The following is a 23,580-nucleotide window of genomic DNA, read 5'->3' as shown; positions in this document are numbered from 1 at the left end:
AAACACAGAGACATCCGCGTTCTGTGTTTATCTTTAGGAAGAATAACGAACCGCAGAGGCGCAGAGAGCGCAGAGAAAGAGAAGGGAGAGAAGATGATTATTGAAAATAGTGAAGTTGTGCTGTCAGTACGGAATCTGACGGCTAATGTTGATGGAACACCGATTCTTAAGGGTGTGAATCTTGAGGTGCGATCGGGTGAGATTCATGCGATTATGGGGCCGAATGGTTCTGGTAAGAGTACTTTTTCTAAGGTTTTGGCTGGGCATCCGGCGTATGAGGTGACTGGTGGTGAGGTGATTTTCCAGGGGCAAAATTTGTTGGAGTTGGAGCCGGAGGAACGGGCTAGAAGTGGTGTGTTTTTGGCGTTTCAGTATCCGTTAGAAATTCCCGGTGTGAGCAATTTGGATTTCTTGCGGGTGGCGTACAATTCCCGTCGGAAGGCGCAAGGTTTAGAGGAAATTGACGCTTTTGATTTTGACGATTTGATTGAGGAAAAGCTGGATGTAGTGAAGATGAATTCCAGTTTTCTCAGTCGGAGTTTGAATGAAGGGTTTTCTGGTGGTGAGAAAAAGCGGAATGAAATCCTGCAAATGGCGTTGCTGGAACCAAAGTTGGGAATTTTGGATGAGACTGATTCGGGTTTAGATATTGACGCTCTTAGAATTGTGGCGAATGGGGTAAATCAACTGGCAAGTCCAGAAAATTCGACAATTTTGATTACTCACTATCAACGATTACTTGATTATATTGTGCCTGATTTTGTGCATGTGATGGCACAGGGGCAGATTATTACGAGTGGCGGTAAGGAACTGGCATTAGAATTAGAGTCTCGCGGTTATGACTGGGTGCTGGCAGAATTTGCTGCGGGGGTGGGTGTGTAATGAGTATTCAAGTATCTCCTAGTCCTATTCCTAACTCAAATGCAGTCAGTTTGACATCGACTCTGTTAGATAGAGATGATTATCTGACTGGGTTGTTAAATCAAGTAACGGCAACGAAAACAGAAGGTTGGTTGCAGGAATTACGCCAAAGTGCTGCTAATTGGGTACGTCACTCGATTATCCCAACTACCCGCGAGGAAGAATGGCGATTTACTGATTTGTCGTCTTTGCGAAAGGTGCAATTTAATCTAGAGACGGGAAATTTTGCATCTCTAGAATTTGATATTTTGCCAGAAGCGGCTAATAGTCGTTTGGTATTTGTTAATGGCGTTTTTGCGCCGGAGTTATCCGCAGTTACAGATTTACCATCTGGAATTGTGGTGAGTAATTTGGCTGGTTTGTCTGCGGTTGAGCAGGAAGGTGTACGGCAGTATTTAGCTCAAGCTGAGGGAGCGCAGGAAGTTTTTACTGCTCTCAATACGGCTGGGATAACTGATGCAGCTGTGGTGTGGGTGAAGAAGAATGTGGTGGTTGAGACACCAATTCATTTGGTGTTTATTTCGGTTGCGGGTGAGACGGGGATGATTTCGCAGCCGCGTTGTTTGGTAGTGGCGGAAAGTGGTTCGCAGGTGAGTTTGGTTGAGGAGTATACGAACCGCAGAGGCGCAGAGAGCACAGAGAAAGGAGTTTACTTAACTAATGCGGTTACGGAAGTTTGGGTTGCTGACAATGCTGAGGTGAGCCACACTAGGATTGAGCGAGAAGGTGCAGAGGCTTTTCATATTGGAAAAACTGCGATCGCACAAGCTCGTGATAGTCGATATACTTGTCATGCCATAACTTTAGGTGCTAAGTTGTCGCGGCACAATTTAGAAATTTTGCAAACTGGTGAGCAGACAGAAACTACTCTCAATGGTTTGACGGTGATTACTGGGAAGCAGTTGTCTGATACTCACAGTGCGATCGCACTCAACTATCCCCACGGTACAAGTGACCAATTGCATAAATGTATTGTAGGCGATCGCGCTCATGCGGTGTTCAATGGTAAAGTTTTTGTACCCAAACCAGCGCAGTTGACAAATGCAGCCCAGTTGAATCGCAACTTGCTGCTATCATCCAAAGCCAGAGTTGATACCAAACCCCAATTGGAAATTACGGCGGATAATGTCAAATGCGCCCACGGTGCTACGGTTAGCCAATTGGAAGATGATGAAATATTCTATCTGCAAAGTCGAGGAATTGATGAAAACGATGCCCGAAAGTTGTTAATTAACGCCTTCGCCGCTGAAATCATCAACCAAATACCAGTTCCTTCTCTACGAGAAATCCTGTTAAGTACAGTCAATAATCTTAAGTCTCTGACTAATGACTAATGACTAATGACTAATGACTAATAACTAATCTACCAATGACTTTCACTCCTACCAAAACCCTTGCCGATCAAGTTCGCGCTGACTTCCCGATATTGCATCAGGAAGTCAACGGTAAACCCCTGGTTTATCTCGATAATGCTGCGACATCGCAAAAGCCTTTGTTGGTGTTAAATACTCTACGGGATTATTACGAACACTATAATGCTAACGTGCATCGCGGTGCCCATTCTCTGAGTGCTAAAGCTACTGATGCTTATGAAGGTGCTAGAGATAAAGTTGCCAAATTCATCAATGCTGCATCCCGTCAGGAAATCGTCTACACCCGCAACGCAAGTGAGGCGATTAACCTAGTAGCCTACAGTTGGGGAATGAACAATTTGCAGCCAGGAGATGAAATTATTCTCTCTGTAATGGAACACCATAGTAATATTGTGCCTTGGCAATTGGTGGCGCAAAAAACAGGTGCAGTACTGAAATTTGTGGAACTGACATCAGAAGAAACTTTTGATTTAGAACAGTTTAAAAAACTGATTTCCGACAAAACCAAGTTGGTGTCGCTGGTGCATATTTCTAATGCTTTAGGTTGCATTAACCCAGTGGAAGAAATTGGTGCGATCGCTCACAGCTACGGTGCTAAATTCTTAGTTGATGCTTGCCAAAGTGTTCCTCACTTCCCAATTGATGTACAGAAAATAGATTGTGATTGGTTGGTAGCTTCTGGTCATAAAATGTGTGCGCCAACTGGGATAGGATTTCTGTATGGCAAGTTGGAATTGCTAGAATCAATGCCACCATTTTTTGGTGGTGGTGAAATGATAGCAGAGGTGTATTTAGACCATTCGACTTATGCAGAATTACCACATAAATTTGAAGCTGGTACACCTGCAATTGGAGAAGCGATCGCGCTTGGTGCTGCGATAGATTATCTTAGCAGTATTGGCATGGATAAAATCCACGCCTACGAAGCAGAATTAACAGCTTATTTGTTCCAACAATTAGAGCAAATTCCCCAAATTAGAATTTACGGCCCCAAACCAAATGCTAAAGGTGAAGGTAGAGCCGCTCTTGCGTCATTCACAGCCGGGGAAGTCCACGCCAACGACTTATCTACATTATTAGATCAAGAAGGCGTTGCTATCCGTTCTGGACACCACTGTACTCAACCATTACACCGTTACTTAGGTCTTGCTGCAACCGCACGAGCAAGTCTATCTTTCTACAACACCCGCGAAGAAATTGATATTTTCATCAAAGCACTGAAAGAAACCCTAGAATTTTTTGCGGGTTTCCTTGCTTAAAGTTACAAAATATTCAAATCTTAATTGTGCCGATTATCAGCAACATAACTTGCTAATACTTGGCACAATTTAATTATTTGGATTTTTGGTTTTTTTATCCCTCTGCTGTCAGTCTCTGGAAACATTTGCCATTTCTCAATTCTAGAGCTTTTGTATAGCAAGCGTAGGCGTAGCCCGCCGCAGGCATCGCACGATTCTTTTCTAATAACAAATCCAAGACCAATTTTTTCTAATAGTATAGCTTGTATTGATTGCTTCATCAGGCTTCTAGCGATCGCCCTCCCGGAAAGTGACAGAAGAGGGATAGTTAACAAAAGAGCGATCGCCTTGCAAAAACCTCAAAAATAAAGCGTAGACGCGTAGCGGCAAGTCGAGTGACATCGCCTGTTGTGAAAAAGGAGCGATCGCTTTACAGAAAATCTCAGAAACAAAGCGTAGATGCGTAGCGGCAAGTCGAGTAATATCGCCTTGCAGAAAACCTCAAAAACAAAGCGTAGATGTGTAGCGGCAAGTCGAGTGACATTGCTCGTAATTATAGTGTTAGGTTCGCGTCTGCCAGGATTTTGGATCTCTGCGACCATGAAAAATTGCTGTCACTATTACTCAACTCGACACAATCATATAGTATACAGCATAGGGAAATCGCTGCACTATTGCTCGTCGAATATCACTGTAGACAATTACATAGGATTCTGACATCTGAGAAATTCGATTCACCGTTTCGTCTACACAGTCTAAAAACTCGTCACCCAGAGCGGGTTTCTGACTCTCGTACCAACTGTGTGCATCATTGAGTTCTTCTCGAACCTCTGGGCGAAATACCAGGACATAATTCATTGCTGCCTCTTAATTGATGCTTTGATTTCTTCCCAAGTCAGCACATTATTTGGATTTGAATTATAGTCAGAAGTTCGACGATCAAGCTCTTGCTTTTGTGCATCGGTTAAATCAGGGTAAACTTGCTCCGCAGCGATAGTATCCCAAATTGCCTGTACAATACGGATTCTATCTTCAACACTGAGAGTTGCGATTTCGTTCAAAGTAGCTGTGATATCCATATTGATTAACTTGGAGTAAGGAAGCAACTGGTACACCTTAAATATAGCGGACAAGATTTTGTCCATCCAATTGAACGCTGTATATGTTTTGCTGCTCAACAGAGCGATCGCTTTGCAGAAAATCTCAAAAACAAGGCAATTGTCTGTTGTCAAAGAGTGAGTGCGTTAGCGTAGCTTACCGTAGGTATCGCTTTGCAGAAAACCTCAAAAACAAAGCGTAGACGCATAGTAGCTTGTCGTTATACATTGCCTGTTCTGGAAAAGTAGTACGTTAGCGTAGCTTACCGTAAGTATCGCTGTGTATATTTGACTTAAATAGGATTACGCACACTCTACGATTCTTGGCGGTCTTGGCAGTTCGATAAATTAAGCTTTTTGGCGATTTTTGCGTAAGTCCTATTAAAGATAAAAAAAGCATAACAGTGAGTATCAAACCCCTATTTGTTAGAATATTTTTTATTACTAAAGAGAAAGAAGTTATCTGGTGGACTCTACATTTAACTGGAAACTGGAACAGACTTTACTAGAAAAAGTCATAAATCTGGCTACTGAACGAGGGCAATCTCCTGAATCAATTATCAGCGAAGCTGTTAGGCTATATCTTGAAACCCAATTGCTAGAAACAGCTGATAATGCTATGTCTGACCCATTAATTGGCTTATTTGCAGGAACACCTGATTTAGCTACAAAGTCGGAAGATATTCTCCAACAAGAGATTACTGAAAAATCTGGTTGGACGTGGAAATAACCTTAGCAGTAGCTGATACGGGTTTTGTTGTAGCATTGTTGAACCGTTCGGATGCAATGCACAGTATTGCTGCAATAGTATATACACAACAAAAACAAATTCTGTTACTACAAACAGTATTGGCAGAATTAGCTTATTTGGTAGGACGTAATGCAGGTATAGCTATAGTTGTAGCTTTTTTGCAAGGACTATCTGCGAGTCGATTTAGTTTAGTAGCTTTAACAGACCAAGATGTAATTCGTGTGGCGGAAATCTTGAATGAGTATGCAGATAGTCGGATTGATTTTGTAGATGCAAGCGTTATGGCTATAGCTGAACGCTATGGTATTAAAAAAATATTTACTTTAGATCAGCGAGACTTTAGATTATTTCGACCTAAGCACTGCGATAGCTTTGAAATTTTGCCCTAAAGAAAAATAGTTAACAAAAGAGCGATCGCCTTATAGAAAACCTCAAAAATAAAGCGAGCACCTGTTGTGAAAGAGGGAGTGCGTTAGCGTAGCTTACCGTAGGTATCGCCTTGCAGAAAACCTCATAAACAAGGTGATTGCTTTATGTTGGCATTCAATTCTCAATAGCTGTTCAAATCTCTTCACGTGTGAGTCGTGGATGAGGTTCTATAATTTCTTCTGGGGTTTCGCCAGCAGCTAATTTTTCTAGAATCAACTCAACAGTGATGCGTGTTCTAACAATCACGGGTTTCCACATCATCACTTTGGCATTGGATACAACCAGTTGTTTGAGATGCTTTTGCATGATATTTATTTGTATATGTTATTATATATACTTGACTAATTAGCATTTTTATGTAAATTGACCATCAGCCACAAGCAAGCATAGTTGATTAAGCATATTACGAAGGTATTTTTGTGGATAGAATTACCAAAAGTTTGATAGAAGCTTTTCTAAAAGAACATGAAATAGAATCAGAAGGAGAAGCAATAGATTTTGAAAAGTTTTGTAACTACTGCGTAATTTCACGAGAGTATCCTGAGACTTTTAAAGTAGAAGATGTTTCTGTAGGCAGTTCAAATGATACTGGGCTTGATGGCATCGCTATTATTGTAAATGGTAAACTTGTAGACTCTATTGAAGAAGTTGATGATTTAGCTGATATCAATAAACGTATGGAAGCAACATTTGTCTTCATTCAGTCTAAAACATCAAACACTTTTGATAGTGGAGATATGTTGAAGTTTTTTGAGGGAGTTTCAGATTTTTTTGTAGAAGAACCAGTTTTAGAACGCAACGAAATGGTTGCATATAAAGCAAAAATAGCAGCACATATATATGACTCCAAAAGTAGCATGATGTCACGAGGAAGACCTTTGTGCAAGTTGTACTATATAACAACAGGTAAATGGACTGATGACAAAAATTTAGTCAGGCGTATGAATGCTAAAAAAAATGAAATTGAAGAGAAAAACCTCTTTGAAAAAGTAGAAATTCAGTCATTAGGTGCCGATGAAATTAGAAAGCTTTATCAAAGTACAAAACTAGCATTAAGTACAGATATTATTTTTGCTAGTAGAGTAGTATTACCTGAAATATCAGGAATATCTGAATCGTATATAGGTACTCTACCTTTTTCTGAATTTAGAAAATTAATAGTTGATGAGTTTGATAATATTAGATTATCTATTTTTTATGATAATATTAGAGCTTTTCAAGGAAGTAATGATGTTAATCATGATATCGAGTCTACATTAAAATCAGGAGAATTAGATAGATTTTCAGTTTTAAATAACGGAATAACGATAATAGCTAAATCATTAGACACTGTTGGTAATAGATTTAATATTCGAGATTATCAAATAGTTAACGGGTGTCAAACAAGCCACGTTTTATTTAACTGTAGAAATTTAAGTAGTATAAATAATTTACAAATTCCAGTAAAGATAATTGTTACAGACAAAGATGATGTAATAAATAGCATAATCAAAGCAACTAATCATCAAACACCAGTTAAAAAAGAAGAGCTTGCAGCTTTGTCTGAATTTCAAAAGAAATTAGAACAGTGCTACAACTCGTTTGAATCTTTTCATGCTGGAGAACAGTTATATTACGAAAGACGTTCAAAACAGTATCACGATAGAACAGATATACCGAAAAATCGTGTTATTACAATTCCCGACCAAATCAAAACTTTTGCTGCTATGTTTCTTGATCAGCCTCATAGAGTATCACGTTCCTATGGAGATTTATCTAGAGAAATAGGTAGTAAGATTTTTGGTGCTAATCATAGCCCAACAAGCTATTATATAAGTGCTTTTGCTTACTATCGACTTGAAAATCTTTTTAATCAGAGAAATAGAAACAAGTTAGACCCTAAGTATAAAAAATGTAAATATTATTTACTTATGGCTATGAGGTATTTGACAGCAGGAGCAGATATGCCGAGTCTAGATAATCAAAAAAAAATGGAGCAGTATTGTAATAAAATTATATCTGTGCTTAATAGTCAGCAAAAATATTTACAAGTGTTTGAAAAAGGAACTGAGATTATTGAAGAGCAGTTTCTAAAATTAAATATTAATATAGATAATCGTGACGCAATCACAACTGTAAATTTTGTTGAACAGTTGAAAAAAACACTAGAAAATGAATTTAAAAAAATAAATTCTAAATAAAATTAATTGCATGGAACAGCAGAATAGGAAAAAATTAAGGTTATTGTTGAGCAAAAAACTACCAGTGGTACTGTTGAGGGCATTAATAATGCTGTAAATTTTAATTATTCAAAAAATAATTCTTCACAATTTATTTTAAACCAATGTCATGACTTGTTCATATTCTTCTTTATGGCTTTGCAAAGCATCCCAAAGTTCAACTTTTTGCTGAAGATTAAGCCAAAGTCTTGGCCCATTTCCTAAAGCTTTACCAAGACGTATTGCTATATCTACTGTAATTGAGCTTTGACCATTAATAATTTTCTGAATTGTTTGATTAGATACTCCTAAAATTTCTGCAAAGTTTGCGGTATTCATATCTAAATCATCTAAAATATCTGCAATTACTTCGCCAGGATGTATTGGTCTTACTAATCTATGATCAGTAATATCTTGCCAATTATCCATAATTAATACTTCTTATTTAATAATTTGGTTAACCTTATTTAGCATTGTCTAGCCAATCAATATCATATTAACACAGAACTTAATGATAATCTTCAAGATTGACATCATAAGCATCACCATCTTCAAATCTAAAAGTTATACGCCAGTTTCCTGATACTTTTATTGACCAAGTTCCTTTCCTGTCTCCTTTTAATTCATGCAAATCATAACCCGGTAATCTAATATCTTCTACAATTAACGCTGAGTCTATAACTTCAAGTCTGATTCTAATTTTCTTTTCTAAGTTTGCAGAAACTCCTTTATTAAAATTTTCTCTAAACAAATTTTCTAATGCTTTATTTTGAAATGTCTGAATCATTTACATTTCATTTTTTAATCTTATCTCATTGTTAAGGCAGGCATAAAGCCTGCCCATGTAATCCTACTCTATCCCTTCAATCCGGTCTTCAACTTCTTGGTACAACTCGCGTAGGCGATCTAAATTCTCCTCGCTAGTCTCCCAATAACCGCGTCCATTCACTTCCAACAAAGTTGATACAACCTTGCGGAAAGAATGGGGATTAAGGTTCATCAACCGTTTCTGCATTTCTTCATCTTTGATGAAGGTTTCATTAGTATCCTCGTAAATCCAGTTATCCACAGCGCCCGCTGTTGCACTCCAACCCATTGTGTTTACCAATCGCTTGGAGAGTTCGCGCACACCTTCATAACCGTGATTCAGCATCCCCTCATACCACTTAGGATTTAACAATTTAGTACGCGCATCTAAGCGCACGGTTTCTGATAATGTCCGCACTTGAGCGTTAGCTGTGGTTGTATCTGCAATATAAGATGCTGGTTTTTTACCATCACCCCGGAGACTTGCCACTAACTTAGTCGGATCTGAATCAAAGTAATGAGAAACATCCGTTAAGCTAATCTCAGAAGAATCAAGATTTTGAAAAGTTGCATCAGCAGTTTTCAAAGTACTTTCAAAAATCTGTCGGGATTCGTCCATTATTCCGGGGTTATCGGAATTGAACGAGAAGGATTTCCGGTTGAGATACATATCCTGCAACTCGGCTTCGCTATCCCAAGTGCTGTTTTCTACCGCCAAGTTGATATTTGACGAATAGGAACCAGAAGCATTGGAGAAAACGCGAGTCGCTGCTTGACGCAGATTAATCCCCATATCTTCGGCTTGTTGCAAAGCGTGTTTGCGAACAAAATTCATTTCTAAGGGTTCATCTGCCTCAGCCGCCATTTTCACGCCTTGGTCTAGCAGGTTCATTTGGTTGATGAACAAGTCGCGGAATACACCAGAACAGTTGATTACCACGTCAATTCTGGGGCGTCCCAACTCTTCTAAAGATATCAATTCCAACTTGTTAACCCGTCCCAAAGCATCGGGAACTGGACGCACGCCTACCATCCACATAATTTGTGCCAAGGATTCGCCGTAAGTTTTGATGTTATCGGTTCCCCAAAGGACGCAGGCGATGGTTTCTGGCCATTTTCCCTCATTTTCAGCCTTGTTACGCACCAAAAGCCTATCTACGACGATTTTGGCTGATTGTACTGCCGCTGTTGTGGGGATGGATTGTGGATCGAGTGCATGGATATTTTTACCCGTGGGCAATACATCCGGGTTGCGGATGGGATCGCCACCTGGCCCAGGTAGGACGTACTCGCCTTCTAAGCCTTTGAGTAATGCTCCGAGTTCGTTGTCGGCACAAACTTGTTGGAGGCAGAATTCTAAGTACTCAAACAGGGGTTTGAGTGTGGCTGTGTCAACTTTGGGATAACCTGCTTGATGCAATGCTTCTACCCAAGGTTCTTTTTTGCCCATGTTGAAGAAATTCAAACGGGAAACCAGAGAAACTCGTCCTTGTGCGTCGATTTGCTCTTGTACAAGGGCAGTAACTGCTGCACGGGTTGCCAAGGTGATATCTTGCAATAACTGGACATCTTCTAAAATGCCTCGATCGCTATTTTGGTAAATATCATCAATGTTACGCCCAATGCTGTTAGCGATAATTCCCGGTAAGCCTTGAAGTTCTTCTTCCTGACGATCTAGACTGGCAATGTTGACGAGAGTTGCGATCGCTTCTTCTGCACTTGGCGGTTTCCCAATGACGTGCAACCCACAAGGCAACAACCGAGACTCGATTTCCATCAACTTGCGGTAGACGTTGCCAACAATATGATCGCGATCGTCGGTACTCATATCTCTGGCATCGGTTTCTGGCAGGTCAATATCCTTATCCAGATTCACGATCCGGCATTTATCCATGATGCTGTTAACAATGGAAACACCGCGTCCACTATCTTTTAAGGTTTGGTAAGAAGCAATTAATTCGCTCAGTTCCTTTAAACCTTTATACAAACCAGCATTTTCTGCCGGAGGTGTCAAGTAAGAAATTGTTTCGGCATAACTCCGGCGTTTGGCAATTGTCGCCTCACTAGGGTTATTGGCGGCGTAGTAATACAAGTTGGGAATTGAGCCAATTAAGTTATCTGGATAACAATCACCAGACATCCCCATCTGTTTACCTGGCATGAATTCCAAGGAACCGTGTGTACCAAAGTGCAGTACAGCATCAGCTTTCCAAACTTGCTCTAGGTAAGTGTAGTAAGCAGCAAAACCGTGGTGAGGACTAGCTGAACGGGAGAACAACAGCCGCATCGGATCGCCTTCGTAACCAAATGTAGGTTGGACACCGATGAAGACGTTACCAAATTGCTTACCATAAATCAGTAAGTTTTGCCCATCGCTGTTGAGATGTCCGGGAGGTGGGCCCCAGTTTTCCTCTAGGCGTTGAGAGTAGGGGGTTAGCGCCTCATACTCAGGAACCGACATTTTGTAAGCAATGTTGAGTTCTGGGCTGTTGTACTGCGCTTGGGCGTCATGGATGACTTCTTGCATCAACGCTTCCGCTGATTCTGGCAGTTCTGGTAAGTCGTAGCCGTTATTTTTGAGGGCTTTCATTACCTCATAGATTGAACCGAATACATCCAAGTAAGCGGCGGTTCCGACGTTGCCTTTATCTGGTGGGAAGCTGAAAACAGTGATGGCGACTTTCTTATCAAGTTTCGGCTTACGGCGGAGGTTAGCCCATTTTAAGGCGCGTTCGGCTACAGCTTCAACCCGATCGCGCAGGGCGATCGCTTTGCCTGTAGTCCCATCCCTACCCGATAATATAATCGGCTCAATTGCCCCATCCAATTCAGGAATTGCAATTTGCAAAGCTACTTGAATGGGATGTAACCCTAAATCGCTATCCATCCACTCTTCTGTGGTTTGGAAAACTAAAGGTAACGCCACCATGTAAGGACGGTTTAAGCGTTTGAGTGACTCAATCGCCTTGGGATGATCTTGTCTGGCTGGGCCACCTACTAAAGCAAAACCAGTCAGCGATATTACTGCATCTACCAACTGTATATTAGTAGTCGGTTCATAAAAGTATGCATCCACAGGCTTGGAGAAGTCCAAACCACCAGCAAACACAGGTAGTACCCGTGCGCCTAATGCTTCCAACTCCTGCACCATCGCTACATAATGGGCATCATCCCCTGTAACTAGGTGAGTGCGTTGCAATACTAACCCGACACAAGGAGCTAGAGGATCTTTTAGATCGCTAGAAATATCCTTACGAGCTGTATACCAATTCAGGTACTCTCTGACATCTTCAAACATACTGGGAGCCAAAGGGTGCCAAATCCCTAAATCGGGATAAACCACCGGCTGTTCGTATGTAGAAGGTGCAAAATTCTGTTTTTCTAAACCTTTAAATACATATTTATCAGCTAGCATCAGCAAGAAGTTTTCCAGATTTTCTGGAGAACCACCTAGCCAATACTGAAAACTGAGCATGAAATTTCGGGCATCCTGTGCCTTGTCCATCGGTAAAAATTTCAGCACTTGCGGCAGCGTTCGCAAAAGCTTCAGCATTCCATCTTGGAATCCCGCACCGGATTTTTCTTTGCGTTTCCGCATGAATTGCGCGATCGCACTTTTTGACTGACCCAACTGTGCCAAGGAAAAGCTGCCCATTTTACTCAGGCGCATTACTTCTGGCATCGAGGGAAAGACAACGGAAACGTCCAGGCGATCGCGGTGTGGTTCTACTGCTGCTACTACTTTCTGTGCTAAGTCTTCGATGAAAATGAGGGAAGCGATGAAGATATTCGCGCTCTCAATTTCTCGTTTGAACTCTTCGTAGTTCTCTGGGTCGCGGAGTTCCTCAATCAAGTACCCGCTGATTTCAATCGCCAAGTTGGGATTGTTCGCGTTAATCGTGCGAACTGCTTGCGACAAAGCACTCTGGTACTGGGACTCAAGCACGACATAGACCACCTTGATTAAACTACGTCCGCGTAAGTTATCAGGCGCAATGTGTCTAATGGTGGACTTGACGTGTGTGAACATGCTTCTTCGGCTCCTTTGATGCGTGTTCTCTGAAGGAAGTTCCTAGCGGCATCATCAGCCACAGGTAACTTACGATCTTTTAGGCAATATCTGTTTTTTATCAGAAAACGCTTGCCCAGTAGGCATTTTATCCCCTATATGACACAAATCGATATAAAAAACGAAATATTTCTTCGTAATTTTTGACTTTATCTAAAAGTATTGGCTCACTTATTTGTAAAATTTTTGCAATACTTATTTTTAATAGTTAAATAGCTATTTAGATATCAATATTTTTCGGTTAAGGCGAGAAACAGGTAAATTGAGAGTTGTACTTAAAAACACGCGCGGCTTAGTCAGTTCTAGCTTGAAAAAGTCGGTTTCAACATAGGCTAAACGACAGGGGGAGATAAGGGAGTAAGGGAGTGAGGGAGAAGAATTAATAACCAATGACAAATGACAAATGACAAATGACAAATGACAAATAACTAATGCCCAATGCCCAATGCCCTATTCCCCATTCCCCATACTTAATTTACGGCTTGACGAAAACTACACCATAAGCATTTGGAGATAGATACTCTTTGGCTACTTGCATCAAGTCTGTTGCATCTTGGCTCTGAATAATCGCTGGGTAGTTAAAAGCGGGTTCCAAATCTCCCACCAAAGATTGATAATAACCATACAAGCCAGAGCGATCGCTTGGTGTTTCGTTAGCAAATATAAATCTGTTGGCTACTCGTCGCTGCACGCGGGCTATTTCTGATTCTGTTACCAACTCTGTTTGTATTTTGCTAATGTGTTGAGCGATCGCATCCTCTACAGCAGCTAAATTTTCTACTGCACATTTAGCTGAAATATAAAATGTCCCTTGCAGCTCGTTGCTCATGTTGCTCACAGAAATCGAAGAAACTAATCCTCGTTCTTCTCGTAAATCCCTCACTAATCTTGATGTCCGTCCGTGTCCCAAAATTCCGGCTAAAACATCCAATCCATAGGTGCGATCTAACTGAGTCATTCCTGGAACCCGCCAAACCATTACTAGCCTTGCTTGTTGCAGACTTTCATCGATAAATTCTCGACGAACAATTTCTGTAAATGCTGATTCAGGATTCAGTGAGGAGTGGGCAGAGACACGATGAATCGCGTCTGTACTGAGGAGTGGGGAAGGTGGGGTTCCCTCTGGGGATAAGGGGTAATGGGGAATGGCTTTTGTAAATCCTTCCGCAACAGTTGCAATTAATTCTTCTACGGGCAAATTGCCCACAGCCACGGCAGTAATTGACTGGGGTTGATACCAATTAGCATGAAAATCTCGCATTTGCTGGGGTTTAAGTTCGGCAATCACCGATTCTGGCCCCAATACTGCACGGCGATAGGGTAGATAATCAAAAGCTGTCTCCATCGCCCGCCGAAATGTCCGCCGTTGCGGATTATCCTCTGAACGCCTAATTTCTTCCAAAACTACCAATCGCTCGCGTTCAAAGGCATTATCAGGAATACTCGCATTTGATACTACATCCATTTGTAGTGGCGCAAGCTCGGCAAAATCTTTGGGGGCAGTAGTTATATAGTAATGAGTATAGTCCTGGCTAGTAGCAGCATTGGTTACAGCACCCCGCTCTTCAATTCGACGTTCAAATTCGCCGCTAGCTAGTCGTTCTGTTCCCTTAAAAATCATGTGTTCTAAAAAGTGAGCCATGCCGTTAATAGCATCAGGTTCGACAGCAGAGCCAACTTTAATCCACAAATTGAGGTTTACGGCTTCAACTGGCATTTGCTCGGCAATGATTGTCAAACCATTGGGCAACTTGTGCAGCGTCGGAGCATTGAGACGGGGAAATTTCCGCAGGGTTGAGGTCATTGCTACTTGTGTGTGAGGAGCATGTTACTCTCTTATCTTATCTACGACTATAAAATAAGCACTGCGATCGCTTCTTCTGTCAGAGACGCTTTAGAATCTACTTTGAGCGCAATAGGTACGCGGATCGGTGTTGTCTTGCCACTGTTCTGGCGCGGTTGCCAAGGAATGCCGGGCCCCTCTTTTTTGCTCACGTCTATTACTTGGGAGTGCGTGTTACAAGCCAATCTTACAGGACTTGTGACGATCGCCGGTTTTACTCCTGCTTCCCAATGACCAATGATATCGTGTCCGGTGAAAGACTTATCATTAAGACCGCAGTTCTTGCTGGGAGCAGGGGGCAGGGGGAAAGAGGGTTTTCCGATTTCTGCATAAATTACGGGAATTATAACTAATTAACCGGACATGATATGAAAAGCGATCGCCTACCAAACAAAAGGCGATGCCGAAGGTAAGGCAAAGCCCAACGCACTTGTTACATCTGTGAGCGTGAAGATGTATCGGTTTGAGTTTACCCGCAACCTCAACCTTTGTCACAATTCTGGGTAGACTTGCTCCACTTCATCCCATGCCTGATTTGCTAGATTCTCTAGTGCCATAGCCAAGTACAGAGTACGATCGTACTAACTCTGTTGTAGGCGCAAGGAAGAAAAATTGTGGTCGTCAATTTATCGATGTTTACAGTCCACCAAAAAGGTACTCATACCATTTCACAAAAAATACGATCCAAATGTAGGTTGGGTTGAGGGACGAAACCCAACACCTCAAAGTATTGTAATTGTTGGGTTTCACTCCGTTCAACCCAACCTACGCATCTGTTTCATTTTTTTCTGGAATTGGTATCAGATGAAATCAAGCAAGGTGGTATTGAGTTCAAGTTAGAGATTTTGTGATAAGGCGACCATCCAAAACCAGGCTAAGTTGCCCATTGGCAAGAATGCTAGTTCCTTGGATATAAGCAGCAACTGGGATTGCTTCCCCCAGAGGATGGATCGTAGAGAATTGCTTGCCGATGATGCAATCTAATTCTAAAGCACATCGTTTGTCTAAGTAACGAAATACTAATAAAGGCTTATCCTGCTTGAAAGCATTGAGTGTATCTGTGCTGTAAGTAGTAACTGAGGTGGGAAGGTGGTTAGGACAAATCAGCACATCAGTCAATAAGTGGATAGGGACGAGCATTTCTGTTGTTAGATGCTCATGAGCACAACCAAGGAAGCCACTGGATCTGCCAGAAGACTGCAATAATAACATGCGTCCCGCTTGAGTTTGGATAATTTGTTCGGACTGGGGTAAATAAATCTGCTCTACAGAATCGGCAATAAATGCATAGAGTCTGGAGTTAGCTTGACAAACGATAAGTTGAGCAATTTTGCGATCGAGGGGAATTTGGAGCGAGAAAGCTGTACCATGTCCAGCTTTAGACTTCAATACTATTCTTCCCTGAATAGCTGTTAATTGCTTGCAAACTTCAGTTAATTCTGCTCCTAACTCTAAGGCAGCACGATCGCATAAAACAGATGAAACCTCTGGTTCAAGTACCAGTTCAGTCTGTTGAGTTCCTTGTAAGATATCTCCTGGTTTTGTAAGGGCGAACCCTTGGGCTAAAGCCGATTGATAAATTTGAGATAAGTTAAGTCCTGCGCCATCATCACAGCCATCAATAATCAGTTGATTTCCTTGCTGATAAACTTGAATTTCGATGATACCGTTGCTATTTTTACCAAGGTGTTGGCGTGTTTGGCAAGACTCAATACTTTGCTCTAGTAAATAGCAACTTATATGCAACAGGAGAGCATGGAGGCGATCGCTAAATGCCCGATCAACTTGGATATCGCTAATTTGCAAATGTAGTCTAGCAGACTTATCTTGTAGAGCTTGTAACTGACACCAAAGCCGATGCAACGGTTCTAAGGCTACTTTTAAAGGAATAGTTGTAACTGTTTTAACTAAATTGGAAGAATGGTTAAGCAATTTTTCTTGCTGTATGAGTTCTTGTTTGAGTTGATGATTGTTATTCAGGGAATGAACAGTTGATGCCACCTGAGACGCTTCAGCCAAAACAGATTGAAGAGTACTGTATAATTGCTGAGAGCGAGAAGCAGCTAGAGGAGAAAGGGTATCTGAAATTGCTGCTAAACGTCCTGACCATTCCTGTAGATTATCCAGCAGGTGTTGTAATCGTTTAACTTGTCGGAGCAACCGCCCGATCGTATGTTGTTGTTGTTCTTCCTGACAGGCTTGCTGATTATATGTAGTTAATAATGTTGCAACTAGCGCGTTTAGTTGCTCGATATGCTTAATATTGATCGGTGTAGCGGCTGGGATACTTGCTGCAACAATGGTAGAAATGGATTCTTGCAAAGAGAGTGTTTGGCGATCGGGAAAAGATTTAACTAGGGATGCAACAGAAGTTTCAGTAGGCAGGGAAAAATCCCCCAACCAAGCATGAAAATCTCCTTCCCCATACTCCTTCGGGTTTGCTAGTTCCCCTACCTTGGCAAGAAGCTGCTCGGTATCTACGTGACCAAGGCTGCCAGACTGGGGGCTAGTTTCACCTATTAGTTCTCTGTCTAGGTTTTCCTTATCTTTAACCATAACTTGTTCTGGTAGAACCGCAGAAGATTCTACCTTAGTTAAGCGATCGCCAAACTGAATAACTGGTTGATATTCCTGCGGTTGCTCTATCGATGTCTCAAGGTTTGTTTCCTGGGGAATGACGCTTTGTTGGCGATCGCTAAACTCTGCTTGTAGACGAGCAACAATGGCAGACATGCGCTCCAGAATTTCTACTTCCTCAATTTGCGAGGCTGTTAAAAATGCCATCAACAGCATCTGTAGGCAATCTAATCCTTCCGACAACAGGGAGGCGATTGGGGCGTTGACAGTTGCCCGATACTGATGCAGCATCTGAAAAATCTCTTCTAGTGCAGCCGCAACTATGGCAATGGCATCTAGCTCGGCTGCTATGGCAATCGAATGCAGAGAGCCAGCAGCTTCTATGAGAGCCAAAGCTGTACCAGGGTTACTGTCTTTTGTATAGTTAGGCAACTCCTGCTCCAAGAACAGTAACAGATCGATCGCTTCTTCTAGGAAGCGATCGTCGTTCTGCGGTTGGGGGACAAAATCGGTACTCATGAACGCAACTCTCAGTTTCTATGGGGTTTGTGACAATTCTATGGCTTCGACATTGATTTGAGGGTACAAGCAGCGATATCGGCGATCGCTCTGAATTGCTCCTGGATTTGCGCGATTGACTCCAGCCCCGCACTGATTTGGCGATCGCACGGTTCGATAGCAGAAGCAACGTCTGCTGCTGTCACCTGGAGTTCCTGGAACCATTCCTCTATATTTAGGGTGCTGTCGCGGGCTTGACGGGCGAGAATTTCCACCTGTTCGGCAGCAGCTAGCAAACCTCGTTCCTGGTCGCTAGCTTTTGTTACTTCGATGGCTGTATTCAAAGACAAAATCTGAATTTTGGTACTCAAGCCTTCCACAAGGCGAACAAAGCCAGAAGCTTGCTGGCAAAATTCACCCAGGTATTGCAGCTGTTTATTAGTAATAGCAACAGTATCTTGAATAGACATTAAATGCTCGTTGGCGAACTCGGCAATTTTTACTCCTGCTTGTACAGCTTGGCTCACCTGCTGAAATGGCACTAGTAACTCAGACCGATCGCAGGATTCAGCCTTTTGGGGAGGCGATGACAGCTGTTGAGTAGGTGGAGCTACTATTTCAGCCCAGTGCAAGTTAATTGTCAACATCATTCCTACTTGTTGCAGCAAACTGCGCTCTGCTTCCTGCCATTGTCGGGGTTCCAGGCAATGATGAATAACTAAAAAACCCCAAAGCTGTTGTTTGACAATCAAGGGCAAGCACAGGCTAGCTTGCACCTGAAAACGTTGCCAAAATTGCTGTTGGCGTCCAGTTAATTCTAATACTTCAGTTAGGTTGTTGAGAAAGTCTTGTCCGTCGCCAACATCGGTAGTAACAAACAAATTTATCGGTAGGGATTGGTTGAGCAAGGATGTCCAACCCGCTTGTATAGCTTCAGCGATCGCTCGAGAGCGATTATCTTCCTCAAAACGATAAATCAGGACGCGATCGGCGTTGAGAACATCTCGCAGGGCGGTGACTGTAACCTGCAAAAGTGCGGTTTGACCTTTTGCTTGCTGCATTTGTCGCTCGATGGCCGCAAGTTGTTCTCGCTGGAGCTGAAAAGCTCCTCGAACATTTTCATCATTGTCACTGGGCGATTCCTGAGCCAAAGCTTGGATAAAAGCTTCGATTTGACTCACCTTCTGCTGCAATTGAGCGACCTTTGGCCCCTTAGCAGATTGAAAGACTGCTTTGAGTACAGCCACATTAGCCAAAATTTCTTCAATCTGGATTTCATTTTCAACAGGCTGGGTTTCAGAATTAGGGTCTAAGGTTGCGATCGTCACAGAAAACTCCTTGGCAGCATCAAGTTAAATCAGTGGGTTTGCCATTGCAATGTCTGGGCGATAGCTCTGGGGTCTAAAATCCAGCGATCGCCTGGTAGAATACCTCGAACAAAATTTAGCAGTTTGTTTGGGGAAAAGTCGGTTGGTGCCGATTGTGCTTGCTGTAAATCCTGCCACTCTACATCGTAGACATGAGCCACCAAAAACCCGACTACCTGATTTTGTAGTTCGAGAACCAGAACCATTGGTTTTTCTGGTCGTGACTGCCGCTTCAAAAGTGGCGCATAACCAAGCAAATGTTCCAAATCAACCAGCCGCAGCATCTGTCCTTGCCAATTATAGAAACCTAAAATCCAACTTGGTAAGGCCGGGGCTGGGGAAATTTCTTGGCTAGCGAAATGAAAAATGTCCAGTAATGAGTGGAATGGTAGCAATCCACTTCCTTGATTCCCCAAGGAAAAACGGAGAAATCTTTGCCGTTGTTCGCCTGATGTCAGCCCAGGAGCCAAGGTTGGGGTTGTTCCGGGCAACCCCAACTTATCAGCCAATATCTGGCTCATGCCTAGAAGAAGTACTTTGAGTGGTTCTTCGTTTGGTACTACAGACAAAACAGCCATGTGGCTAACACAGCTTAACTCCGCCACTTGCCGATAAGACCAAGGCACCGGACGCACTGCTGACAAAGGAATATCGATTAAGGCAGGGGGCTTGTCCACAGGAATGCCACAAATTTCTCCAGTCCGCGTTTGAGTCAGAAGTAAGAAGCACCCTGAAGTGTCAACCGCAGAGAGAACTTGATGTGCCTGTTGGGCTTGTACTTGGGAAATGAACTTCTGGCGCAAGTCCACAATCGTAATGGTTTGCGTTCCCAAATCAACCATCCCGATACCACTTTCAACCGTACTGCTAATCGGTGGACAAGCAATTACTTTAAGAACTGCACCAACTGGCAGGGCAAATAAATAGTCTGCGATCGCAAAAACAACGACTCGCAGTGAGTCGCGTTCGCTCACAGCGCCAGATAATCGCTTAAACGGAAAGGGAGTGTTAAGCATAAGTCGGTTGGTGTTGAAAACTATGGTTATGGCAAGGCAGGAGGCAGAGGGCAGGAGGGAGGAGGAAAGAGATTTTTGAGAAACTTTACTTTCCGTTATGTACGAATGGCACTAAGTTTAGTTATTTATTGAGGTGAGGCAGGAGGTAGTTATTGCAGAAGGCAGGAGTTTTAAAATATTGTGCTGCAAGCTTTTCAGATATTTATCTTGTCTCTACCTCCTGCCTCCTGCCTTACCTCAGGTTTTAACCAGTTCAGCGATCGTGGTTAGGAAGTTCTGTTCTGAATAGGGTTTGGTCAGGTAAGCTTTCGCTCCAAGAGCTAAAGCTAATTGGCGGTGCTTCTGTCCGCTACGGGTAGTCAGCATCACCACAGGAATCCCGGACAAACGCTCGTCTTGGCGATGGTGTTCTAAAAACTCAAATCCATTCATCCGCGGCATTTCAATGTCACAAATCACTAAATCTACATCACCGTGTTGCAGCATTTGAGCGATCGCCTCTCGACCATCGCCTGCTTGCAACACTTGATAACCGGCTTTCTGGAGCGTCTGCACCAAACTTTGCCTTTGTACAACCGAATCTTCCACCACCAACACCATCAGTCGGTTAGGTTGAGCAACGGCTGTATTGACTTCCATCGGCTGTTGCTGCGGTTGCGTTATAGTTAGCTCGGATTGCTTCTCTAGAGCAAGAACAGGCTCAGGCGCAGGCAATAGTTTAGTTGCAAGACTAGATGTCGAAGAAGTTGGCATCATATCTGTCTCCCAGGTTTGCCGAACTAACTCCAACGGGTCAATGGTTAAGGTGAGGCTACCATTTCCCAACACGCTGTAGCCTTGGATGTAACTAGGTAAAGTCAGGACTCTGCCGAGGGATTTAATTACTAGTTCCTGCTCGACTAAAATCTGATCGACTTGCAAACACAGGTATTGATGCTCTGTTTCTAACAGCAGCAGAGGTTCGACGGTGTTCCGTTGTTTGACTGGAAAAGGACTTAGGGTTAAATTGTGGTCTTGGGTGAATAAAGGATATGTGTAATCCAGCAAATTGGCAAGCGGGCGGATGGGAACTAATTGCTGACTTTGCCCTTCTCCCCATTGCCAGAATTTTTGGATGCCTTGCCCATGTAAAGATTGCTGGACTTGAATCTGCTCTGGCTGCGGTAATAAAACCTGGCTAATTCCTTCAGACAGCAAGGCATAAGTAATACCTTGAGATTGACAAACGAGCAAGCGTGCTGTTGTCAAGCTCAGGGGCAATTGCAGAATGAAGGTGGTTCCTTGCCCTGAAATCGATCGCACCACAATCGAACCTTGTAAAGCTTGTAATTGAGTGCGAACGACATCTAAGCCGATACCACGGCCAGATAACTCACCAATCTGGTTGGCGGTAGAAAAGCCTGGTTCAAATAATAACTCTGCCAGTTGGTCTTGTGAGGCGTCAGCGGCTTGTTCGGGAGTCAGCAGGTGTTTTTCCATAGCTCGCTGACGAATAGATTCCCAGTTAAAGCCTCGACCATCATCCCGTACCTCAATAGTAGTGCGGTTGCCTTGATGATAGGCTTGAATTGTAATTGTTCCGGTTTCTGGTTTACCCTGCTGGCGGCGGGTTTCTATCGGTTCAATGCCGTGATCGAAGGCATTGCGAATCATGTGCAGCAAGGGATCGTACAGCTGCTCAGAAATGGCTTTATCCACTAGTACCTTCGTACCGCCAAGCTTGAGTTCAACAGGCTTATGATAAGTTGCTACCATCTGTTGCAGCAGTCGGGGAAATCGATTCAATACTGTTCCCAGTGGAACCATTCTGGCTTGCAGCAAATCTGACTGCGCTCCTGAAAGCAGTTGCTTGCGCTTTCCGAGACTGAAGCGAGATTGCTGAACTAAGCCATTAAAAGCCTCAATCCGTTCTCCTAATTGCACCATGTCTTCTGTAAGATTTTGCAGGAGAATGTGCAATTCGCTATAGGTATCCATTTCTAAGGCATCAAAATTCGATTGTGCCTGGGCAGTTGGGGAAGCAGAGATAACTCGTGGAGATCCATGCATCTGTCGCTGCTTGCGTTCGGGAAGCAGCAGATGTCGATCCGACCAAGTAGAAACTTTACTAAGTTGTTGTTGACAGTACAAAAACTGTAGTAGAGTGTCTCGAGCTGCTTTGTGGATGTGATTAGATTGCAGGTTTTGTTGGTTTTCGTTGATTAGCAATTCCCCAATTGTATGGCTGAGGCGATCGAGCTGTTCTATCGCTACTCGGATAGTGGGAAGTGATGGCGATGAAACTTGGAGGCTTGGCGCTGGTGGAGAAGCTGGCCGATCTGAGTCTGAGTATCGATAACATGTCTTGGGATCTCCTATCCAGATTGACTGTAAAATCCGATCTATGGCAGAAGGGACTACCACCGAATTCTTAGAAATCGGTTCCAGTACCTCCGGTGCTTTTGGTACGGAGTTATCAGTTCGCTTCGGAAAAAACGACCAAATTGATTCCGATTCGCTCGCACTGAGGAGGGGGGATGACTTATTCTCAGTTGTAGTTGTTTGTGTTGGTTGGGCAGCTATCGAAACTGGCTGCTTTTGCGGTTCTGGGACAGGAGTAGTTAGTCCTGCCCATTCTTGCAATTGTGGAAATATCTCTCCCCCTTGAGTGCGATCGCCTGCAAGTACTGCTGCTTGAGCAGCTTTAAAATTTTCTAAAGCCACCTGAGCGATTTGCAATACTTTGTCTGGATGCTGATTCAGCGCGTTTAGGGTCGCTTGGGCAATTTCTTCCAATCCAGATAAGCTATAAGATGCTGCTAGTTCGGCAAAAAATTCTGCTTGGGAGTTGAGTGTTGTTTGAATTTGTTGCGGATCTTGGCTTTGAATGTCAGCTGCAAGCTGTTGCAGATCCTGGAGTACACTCCCGGAAAAGATTGACTCTACCACATCAAAGCCAAGTTCTTCCGAACTGGGAAGCGGAGCCTCACGACCAAAAAAGTCGCCTAGTTTATCTTGGAGTTGGGCGAAGATTGAGGCAGTTCGATCGAGTATTTCTGCCTCATTGCAGGATAAGCCCATCAAGGTTGCACTCAATGGAGTTCGCAGGCACTCATAAGCATCTAGAAGCAAAGCACCCAATTCTGGGTCGATTTCCAGTTCTGGAGCGTATAACGCCTGGAATACATCTTCCAAATGATGGGCAATTGTCTTAATTGTTTCCTGCCCAACACTGGCAGCACTCCCTTTGAGAGTATGGGCGCTTCGCATCAAGGCGTGAACTTTTTCTATGGTTTTTTCATCAAGTAAACCGATAAGACTCTGCTCAATGGTTTGCAACAACTCTGCCGCTTCAGCAAGAAAAGCCTGCTCTAGCTGCTCTTGGTTACTGGGATCGGGGTTCATAATTTTGGGAGA

19 protein-coding genes are annotated in these 23,580 nt (G+C 43.0%); 7 read left to right on the top strand and 12 right to left on the bottom strand.

The window, feature by feature from the left end:
* Positions 1–93: 93 nt before the first annotated feature.
* From sufC to V7K41_RS09670, 3 genes are read left to right on the top strand one after another with little or no spacing between them, the layout of a single operon-like run.
* The gene (gene sufC / locus V7K41_RS09680) at positions 94–882 is read left to right on the top strand and encodes a Fe-S cluster assembly ATPase SufC (RefSeq protein WP_334847570.1); all 789 of its coding nucleotides are present in this window, start codon (positions 94–96) and stop codon (positions 880–882) included.
* Complete coding sequence (sufD, locus tag V7K41_RS09675; RefSeq protein ID WP_334847568.1) at positions 882–2,255, top strand: Fe-S cluster assembly protein SufD; 1,374 nt, start codon at positions 882–884, stop codon at positions 2,253–2,255. Before sufC ends, sufD begins: the two co-directional genes overlap by 1 nt.
* Positions 2,256–2,290: 35 nt before the next feature.
* Entirely contained in the window at positions 2,291–3,553 is a 1,263-nt protein-coding gene (locus V7K41_RS09670; protein ID WP_334847567.1) for a cysteine desulfurase, read from the top strand.
* A gap of 94 nt (positions 3,554–3,647) precedes the next feature.
* Here V7K41_RS09670 and V7K41_RS09665 read toward each other — a convergent pair whose 3' ends face one another.
* From V7K41_RS09665 to V7K41_RS09655, 3 genes are all read right to left on the bottom strand, one after another.
* The gene (locus tag V7K41_RS09665; protein ID WP_334847565.1) at positions 3,648–3,770 is read right to left on the bottom strand and encodes a hypothetical protein; all 123 of its coding nucleotides are present in this window, start codon (positions 3,768–3,770) and stop codon (positions 3,648–3,650) included.
* Between the two features lie 386 nt (positions 3,771–4,156).
* On the bottom strand, positions 4,157–4,390 hold the full coding sequence (locus tag V7K41_RS09660) for a type II toxin-antitoxin system RelE/ParE family toxin (RefSeq protein WP_334847563.1): 234 nt from the start codon (positions 4,388–4,390) through the stop codon (positions 4,157–4,159).
* Positions 4,387–4,611 carry an addiction module protein gene (locus V7K41_RS09655; protein WP_104907317.1) on the bottom strand — a complete coding sequence of 75 codons (225 nt, stop codon included), beginning with the start codon at positions 4,609–4,611 and terminating at the stop codon, positions 4,387–4,389. Before V7K41_RS09655 ends, V7K41_RS09660 begins: the two co-directional genes overlap by 4 nt.
* Before the next feature lie 484 nt (positions 4,612–5,095).
* Between V7K41_RS09655 and V7K41_RS09650 the strand changes: the two genes are divergently transcribed.
* Together V7K41_RS09650 and V7K41_RS09645 are read left to right on the top strand one after the other, a co-directional pair.
* Positions 5,096–5,359 carry a hypothetical protein gene (locus V7K41_RS09650; protein ID WP_334847559.1) on the top strand — a complete coding sequence of 88 codons (264 nt, stop codon included), beginning with the start codon at positions 5,096–5,098 and terminating at the stop codon, positions 5,357–5,359.
* Complete coding sequence (locus V7K41_RS09645) at positions 5,350–5,769, top strand: type II toxin-antitoxin system VapC family toxin (protein WP_334847557.1); 420 nt, start codon at positions 5,350–5,352, stop codon at positions 5,767–5,769. Before V7K41_RS09650 ends, V7K41_RS09645 begins: the two co-directional genes overlap by 10 nt.
* Positions 5,770–5,941: 172 nt before the next feature.
* On the opposite strand, the gene V7K41_RS09640 is transcribed toward V7K41_RS09645, so the two are convergent.
* Positions 5,942–6,115, bottom strand: coding sequence for a DUF433 domain-containing protein (locus tag V7K41_RS09640; RefSeq protein WP_334847556.1), 174 nt, complete (start codon positions 6,113–6,115; stop codon positions 5,942–5,944).
* Positions 6,116–6,228: 113 nt separating this feature from the next.
* Between V7K41_RS09640 and V7K41_RS09635 the strand changes: the two genes are divergently transcribed.
* Positions 6,229–7,989 carry an AIPR family protein gene (locus V7K41_RS09635; RefSeq protein WP_334847555.1) on the top strand — a complete coding sequence of 587 codons (1,761 nt, stop codon included), beginning with the start codon at positions 6,229–6,231 and terminating at the stop codon, positions 7,987–7,989.
* Positions 7,990–8,124: 135 nt separating this feature from the next.
* Here V7K41_RS09635 and V7K41_RS09630 read toward each other — a convergent pair whose 3' ends face one another.
* From V7K41_RS09630 to V7K41_RS09615, 4 genes are all read right to left on the bottom strand, one after another.
* Entirely contained in the window at positions 8,125–8,436 is a 312-nt protein-coding gene (locus V7K41_RS09630; protein ID WP_334847553.1) for a HigA family addiction module antitoxin, read from the bottom strand.
* Positions 8,437–8,515: 79 nt separating this feature from the next.
* Positions 8,516–8,794 carry a type II toxin-antitoxin system RelE/ParE family toxin gene (locus tag V7K41_RS09625; protein ID WP_334847552.1) on the bottom strand — a complete coding sequence of 93 codons (279 nt, stop codon included), beginning with the start codon at positions 8,792–8,794 and terminating at the stop codon, positions 8,516–8,518.
* Between the two features lie 63 nt (positions 8,795–8,857).
* On the bottom strand, positions 8,858–12,844 hold the full coding sequence (locus tag V7K41_RS09620; RefSeq protein ID WP_334847550.1) for a magnesium chelatase subunit H: 3,987 nt from the start codon (positions 12,842–12,844) through the stop codon (positions 8,858–8,860).
* 514 nt (positions 12,845–13,358) lie between these two features.
* Complete coding sequence (locus V7K41_RS09615; RefSeq protein ID WP_334847549.1) at positions 13,359–14,687, bottom strand: M16 family metallopeptidase; 1,329 nt, start codon at positions 14,685–14,687, stop codon at positions 13,359–13,361.
* 21 nt (positions 14,688–14,708) lie between these two features.
* On the opposite strand from V7K41_RS09615, the gene V7K41_RS09610 reads away from it, so the two are divergent.
* A complete protein-coding gene (locus V7K41_RS09610; protein ID WP_334847547.1) occupies positions 14,709–14,960 on the top strand; it encodes a hypothetical protein in 252 nt (83 codons plus the stop codon).
* A 597-nt stretch (positions 14,961–15,557) separates the two neighbouring features.
* Here the strand turns inward: V7K41_RS09610 and V7K41_RS09605 are convergent.
* From V7K41_RS09605 to V7K41_RS09590, 4 genes are all read right to left on the bottom strand, one after another.
* Complete coding sequence (locus V7K41_RS09605) at positions 15,558–17,822, bottom strand: hypothetical protein (RefSeq protein WP_334847546.1); 2,265 nt, start codon at positions 17,820–17,822, stop codon at positions 15,558–15,560.
* A 38-nt stretch (positions 17,823–17,860) separates the two neighbouring features.
* Entirely contained in the window at positions 17,861–19,129 is a 1,269-nt protein-coding gene (locus V7K41_RS09600) for a GAF domain-containing protein (protein WP_334847544.1), read from the bottom strand.
* A gap of 29 nt (positions 19,130–19,158) precedes the next feature.
* The gene (locus V7K41_RS09595) at positions 19,159–20,184 is read right to left on the bottom strand and encodes a chemotaxis protein CheW (RefSeq protein WP_334847542.1); all 1,026 of its coding nucleotides are present in this window, start codon (positions 20,182–20,184) and stop codon (positions 19,159–19,161) included.
* Positions 20,185–20,421: 237 nt separating this feature from the next.
* Entirely contained in the window at positions 20,422–23,568 is a 3,147-nt protein-coding gene (locus V7K41_RS09590; RefSeq protein ID WP_334847540.1) for a hybrid sensor histidine kinase/response regulator, read from the bottom strand.
* Positions 23,569–23,580: the final 12 nt, after the last annotated feature.

The organism is Nostoc sp. (assembly GCF_036917415.1).
Classification (GTDB): Bacteria; Cyanobacteriota; Cyanobacteriia; order Cyanobacteriales; family Nostocaceae; genus Nostoc.
Note: the sequence above shows the minus strand (reverse complement) of the source record. Positions and strands in the feature narration are given on the sequence as shown.